General features: G+C 31.2%; 4 protein-coding genes. All 4 read right to left on the reverse strand.

The genetic code is table 11. From position 1 onward, the window contains the following. Window positions 1-186: 186 nt before the first annotated feature. A complete protein-coding gene (locus tag DYH56_RS13670) occupies window positions 187-468 on the reverse strand; it encodes a hypothetical protein (protein WP_114643436.1) in 282 nt (93 codons plus the stop codon). A gap of 8 nt (window positions 469-476) precedes the next feature. Further along, window positions 477-1289 carry an aldolase/citrate lyase family protein gene (locus tag DYH56_RS13675; protein WP_114643437.1) on the reverse strand — a complete coding sequence of 271 codons (813 nt, stop codon included), beginning with the start codon at window positions 1287-1289 and terminating at the stop codon, window positions 477-479. A 13-nt stretch (window positions 1290-1302) separates the two neighbouring features. Then, the gene (locus DYH56_RS13680) at window positions 1303-1908 is read right to left on the reverse strand and encodes a sugar transferase (RefSeq protein ID WP_114643438.1); all 606 of its coding nucleotides are present in this window, start codon (window positions 1906-1908) and stop codon (window positions 1303-1305) included. A 970-nt stretch (window positions 1909-2878) separates the two neighbouring features. Then, a complete protein-coding gene (locus DYH56_RS13685) occupies window positions 2879-4816 on the reverse strand; it encodes a polysaccharide biosynthesis protein (RefSeq protein ID WP_114643439.1) in 1938 nt (645 codons plus the stop codon). Between the last annotated feature and the right edge of the window lie 1184 nt (window positions 4817-6000).

The following is a 6000-nucleotide window of genomic DNA, read 5'->3' on the forward strand; positions in this document are numbered from 1 at the left end:
GGTTCTCTAACTGTATCGATATGGTAATAACTATAATCATAATAAAAAACGTATATTAGTATTTGAACCATTAAAGATATCCCAATAATTTTTATAATATTATTTTTTATTTTTTATAATAAAGTATAAAGGTATATAAATCACCATTAAAGATGCTACAAAATGATAGTAAGTTGGATAAATAAACTACTCCAGCATATTCCATCTTTTTAAATTATAAAATCCTAAAACTAAATATATAGCGGTTATAATATAAACCGGTGTATAAACTCTTATAACTCGTCCCTTATACCATTTAAGAAAATTATCCTTTATCTGTGAAATACAATATCCAGAAACTGCAAAGAATATTACATCTCCTAATAATCCTCCACTTGCTAAAATAGGGTATGGATAAATAGTTGTATAATGAGCATTAGTTATTATCATAGCTCCAAAAGCCCTTAAAAAAGTTATAAAAAAAAACATTATTCCCCCTATCTCACTATTTCTTTTACTATTTTTTTCACTTTTAATTTATTATCTTGAAAAAAATCATTTTCTTGTAGAACTAAAGTTTTTTCATGATTTCTTATCTTTTTGATTTCTGTATCAAATATTTTAAACATTTCATCATGATTAAGATCATCATTTTGTTTATAAAAACTTCTTGAAAGAATAACCATTTTTGATTTCAATCTATAATGTTCTGTTACAATCCTTTCTGCTGGAAGTGTTCCTTCTCCTAATCTTGCTATTCCTCCAAAACCATATTGGATTCCCTTTTCACTAAATTTATTACAAAGATCTTCTACAACTCCATTTACTAATGGCTCAAACATAAATTTCATTCCATAACCTAAATGTAAATCATTCAGACCTATATGTATCGAATGAATCCCTTGTATTTCTAAAATTTCGTTCATATTTTCTACTGCTTCTGGTGTTTCACATAATAAACATACCTTAGCTCTATTATCAACATACTTTACAAATTTTTCCACTTCATTTTTAGTCTTAAAAAATGGTAGCATTACAATATCGGCACCATCTTTTACTACTCTATCGATTTCTATCTTCGACCCCTCATAAATTGGATTTACTCTAACTAATAATTTTGACTCATTTAAAACATTTTTAATTATTTTTACATCATCTATATGATGACGAGAGATTACAGTATCTAAATGTCCCTGTCTATCTTCTTTTCCATTAATTTCTAGATCTATAAATATTTTATCTACTCCTGATTTTTCAGCCAATTTAGCTACTTCAGCATTATTAGTTATGTACATTAATTTTAAACTCATCAGTCATCCCCTTTTATTTACTTCTACTTGTCGCTCCATTATTGAAATTATTTTCCATCTTTAACACTTTAAAAATCGTTTCTATAAAAATTTTCATATCGAACATAAGAGAAAAATTATCTACATATTCTACGTCATATTCGATTCTTCTATTCCATTCAACTTCTTTTCTACCATTAATTTGAGCCCACCCAGTAACTCCTGGTCTTACATGAAAACGTCTTTTTTGTTTTTCTGAATATTCTTCTAATTTCCATGGATGATAAGTTAAGGTTGGTCTAGGTCCTATCAATGACATATCTCCTTTTATTATATTAATAAATTGTGGAAATTCATCTATACTTGTTGCTCTTATAAAGCTACCTACCTTAGTTACACGTGCATCACCTTTAGAACTATAGACACCACCCTTTTCAGCTCCTACACACATTGAACGAAATTTATAAATTTCAAATACTCTTCCATTTTTTCCTAAACGTTTTTGCTTAAATATTACAGGTCCTTTTGATTCTAATTTAATCGCAATTATTGTAATTAAAAGTAATGGTGATAATATTATTATTCCTAATAGTGATATCATAATATCTATAATTCTTTTTATTCCAAAACATATTTTCATTTATTATCCTTCCTTTTTTATATTTTTTTATCATTATTTTTTCTCTTTCTGCCTAAAACTAGTAACCTGTTACCAGTAACTAGTATTTTTTATTTTTATTTCTCTTTTTATCCCTAATAATTCCCTTTTAGAAAAACCCATTTTGATACCGACTATCGCAATATTCTTAGTTTACGAGAGTAAAATTTATCTCATAGTTCTTAATTTACATAGTAAATTTCTAGATACTTTGGTGATACTCTTTATCGAGTAGATATATTGGTGATGCCCCTTGCGGGTAAAATCTGTTTTTTGCCACCAATCTACACTAATCTATGTACTTTTTCTGCTATTACATGGAAGTTTTTAGTATAATTCATAGCACACGGATCTCTTCGAGATACACTGAAAAACTCTAATCTACACAGATTTAATCTTTTATTTTTTGATTAAGATCTTCAATCTGAAGTTTATAGTCGTTACACTTCAGCTGTACTGTTCCTACAATGACGATTGTGACTTACTCACCAAGACAACATATAAACTTCCGGCTCTTTTTGGATACTTATTTCTAGCTGCAGAGAAAAAGTATCCCCGTTAAGGATGGAATCCTTAGAACCTATTTTTGTCGCAGATTACACAGATTATTTCAGATTTCTAGAACCAAATCCCTTACAGTAAGCTCACAAAGAAAAACTAAAATCTTTAATTTTCAGAGTTTTTTCCGTGTATGTCATAGACATTCGCGTTCCAGTTTTTTTAGCTTTATTCTTGGTTTTAACCAAAATTTTAATTCTTTCTCTGTGATCGCGCTCTTTTTCCCTCAGTGTATCTCTGTGTCCAAAGTTTTTTTAGTTAATCTTTAATCGTCTTCTATCTGCGTAATCTGCGACTTAAGAAAACTTCTTTTCATTGTCAATTATCAATTGTTTTCTCTATTCTCTCTCTAGCTCCCAACAACTCCTAACACAGGCTCCAAGTATTCCTTAGTTTAGCCTAAATTAGTAACTAAGTTTTGTTCTTCCATTCTAACCTCGGTTTCTCCCTTTGAGGGAGAGACATAGGAGGAAGAGGGTTTCACCATATTATTCACTTCTTCCGGCTCCCTGAAAGTAACTACCAGTTTCTTCATAATCTCTTTAAGTTTCCCGTACTCATGAACTTTCAGTATTTCTTCTAACTCTTTTAAATAGACCAGATTCTTTACCTCTTCATCATCATGCAGCTTACCTATGAAGATCTTTTTATTTTCTGTCTTTTCTGCACTATTTACATCATAGAGCAGCTCTTCATATAGTTTTTCTCCAGGTCTAAGACCTGTTATTTCTATATCTATATCCTCTCCCAATGTCAGCCCGGATAATTTTATAAGATTTTTAGCCAGATCCATTATCTTTACAGGTTCTCCCATATCCAGGATAAATACTTCTCCTCCATCTGCCATTGTCCCGGCTTCTATCACCAGGCTGGCTGCTTCCGGTATGGTCATGAAATATCTTGTAATCTCCGGATGGGTCACAGTTATATTTTTCTTTTCCTCTATCAGCTTTTTAAATAACGGAATTACACTTCCATTGCTCCCCAGTACATTTCCGAATCTTGTTGCCACAAACTTTGTACTGCTTTTTTTATTTTTTTCCTCTACCAGGATTTCCGCAGCTCTTTTGGTAGCTCCCATAATATTGGTAGGATTTACAGCCTTATCTGTAGATACCAGGATAAATCTCTCTGCACCATAGATATCAGACAGATCTATTATATTTTTAGTTCCGAAGATATTATTTTTTACAGCTTCTTCCGGGTTGTGCTCCATGAGAGGCACGTGTTTGTGGGCTGCTGCATGAAATACTATCTCCGGTTTATATTTCCGGAATAGACATTCCATCTTCTCGTATTCCCTTATATTTCCAATCTCACTTATGATCTCTACATTTTTATATTTTCTCTTTAATTCCAACTCCAAAAAATATATTGCATTTTCATTCACATCTATATTTATTATTTTCCTGGGGTTATACCTAATTATCTGTCTGGAGAGCTCCGAGCCTATGGATCCGGCTCCCCCGGTTATGAATATAACCTTTCCCTCTATCCCCAGAGCTATATTCCTGCTGTTTACCTCTATTATTTCCCGGCCCAGGAGATCTTCTACCTTTACATCTCTGATTTGATTTATAAATGAACTGCCTTCCAATATCGCATCGTAGCTGGGCAGTACCTTTATTGCTGTTTTATTTACATCTATCAGTTTATAGAGTTCTTTTATCTCCTTCCCCCTCATAGAGGGAATGGCTATTATGACTTCACATACATCATATTCATCTATCAGTCTCGGGAGATCAAACCTGTTTCCCAATACCCTCTTGGTGTGAAGGATCATGTTTTTTTTCCTGGGATCATCATCTATCAATCCAACTATGTCCAGTTTGAAACTAGGATTCTTAACGCTTTCACGGAGTAAACCTTCCCCTGCTTCCCCCGCTCCAATCATTAAAGCTCTTTTTTTTACACCTATGCACCTTTTATTTTTTCTGATACTCTCCAGGGTCCTTCTCAGTCTGAATGTAAACCTCCCGATCAGTAAAAATGATATTTCAAACACTATGAAAAGTGCAAACATACTTATAGGAAACTTACTCAAAGAAAATAATACTACTCCCAGGGCATGGATCATATTAGACATGACAACTACACAGATAATATTGAATACATCCAGTGAATCTGTATATCTCCAGCTTTTTTTATTTATTTTTAAGATAAAGTTTAAAACAATGTAGATAATCAGAAAATGGGCAACATATCTTATCCTGAAATATTTTGTCCATTCCCCTTCAAACCTTATCATAAAAGAAAATATAAAGGCAGAACTGAGCAGTATTATATCCAATAATATTTTTATGGTATTTCTTCTCACAGCGTTTTTTAACATCTCTCTCCCCCTAATTTCTTCTTTCCTTTTTTGACACCAATTTACACTAGTCTATAGAACGCAGATGACGCAGATCTATATAGATTATCACTGATTATTATTCTTTTGATTTTAAATGAAGTTTTTAGTGTAATTCATAGCACACGGATCTCTTTGAGATACACTGAAAAACTATAATTTACACAGATAATTCTTTTTTTTCGCTTTAAAGATCTGCGATCATTAGAGCTTCTATCCGTGTATGCATCGCATTCGCGTTCTTTCTTTTTAATTTAATTTCTTTTTCTAGATGTTACTCTACTTATTCAGGTTTTAAAATGAAGTTTATAGTCGTTATGCTTCAGCTGTACTGTTCCTACAATGACGATTGTGACTTACTAGACAACAATATTTTAGCTTCGGTTTCTCTGATTTGAGAGAAACCATAAAAAGGAAGAGTTAGAACCTTCTTGACTTTCTTTCGTCTATTTCTTGTTTCAATCACATTTAAAATTAAATTTAGTTACATTTAATTTTAATAATCGTGAATCGAAATGATCACAGTTAAGGATGGAATCTTTAGAACCTATTTTTGCCACCAATTTTATACTAATGATATACGAGTATTAAATTTTAGGATTCATGATTATTAAAATTTTTCATACTCAAATAAAGAAATTTAAATATATAAACCTTTATAGCCTATTACATAGAAGTCTTCTAAATATTTTTTTGTCACAAATTACACAGATTTTCTCAGATTATTCAACACTAAGAAAATTACTTTTCTTGGTTTTAAAATGAAGTTTATAGTCGTTCAACTTCAGCCGTAGTGTTTCTACAATGACGATTGTGACCTACTCACTAAGACAATTATAAACCTTCTTGACTTTCTTTCGTCTATTTCTTGTTTCAATCACATTTAAAATTAAATTTAGTTACATTTAATTTTGATAATCGTGAATCGAAACAGACCCGTATTAAGGATGGAATCCTTAGACCTTTCTTTGTCGCAGATTACACAGATTTCAAAACTTGAAATTTATTAACCTCCGACCCCACATTAAACACAAACTTCTAAAATTATCTTTGTAACAAATTCCTCATTTTTTCACAAGCATTCAATTTAAAAATGTTATTTCAATTCACTTACAATTAGTAAGTCAATAAAATTATCCATGATCATCTTATCACAAATTTAACTT

This window comes from Psychrilyobacter piezotolerans (genome assembly GCF_003391055.1).
In the GTDB taxonomy this organism is placed as follows: domain Bacteria; phylum Fusobacteriota; class Fusobacteriia; order Fusobacteriales; family Fusobacteriaceae; genus Psychrilyobacter; species Psychrilyobacter piezotolerans.

What these genes read in the sequence shown, in the direction of transcription:
- DYH56_RS13675 (WP_114643437.1), bottom strand. Translation starts at nt 1,289, where the DNA reads ATGAGTTTAAAATTAATGTACATAACTAATAATGCTGAAGTAGCTAAA.
- DYH56_RS13670 (WP_114643436.1), bottom strand. Translation starts at nt 468, where the DNA reads ATGTTTTTTTTTATAACTTTTTTAAGGGCTTTTGGAGCTATGATAATA.
- DYH56_RS13680 (WP_114643438.1), bottom strand. Translation starts at nt 1,908, where the DNA reads ATGAAAATATGTTTTGGAATAAAAAGAATTATAGATATTATGATATCA.
- DYH56_RS13685 (WP_114643439.1), bottom strand. Translation starts at nt 4,816, where the DNA reads ATGTTAAAAAACGCTGTGAGAAGAAATACCATAAAAATATTATTGGAT.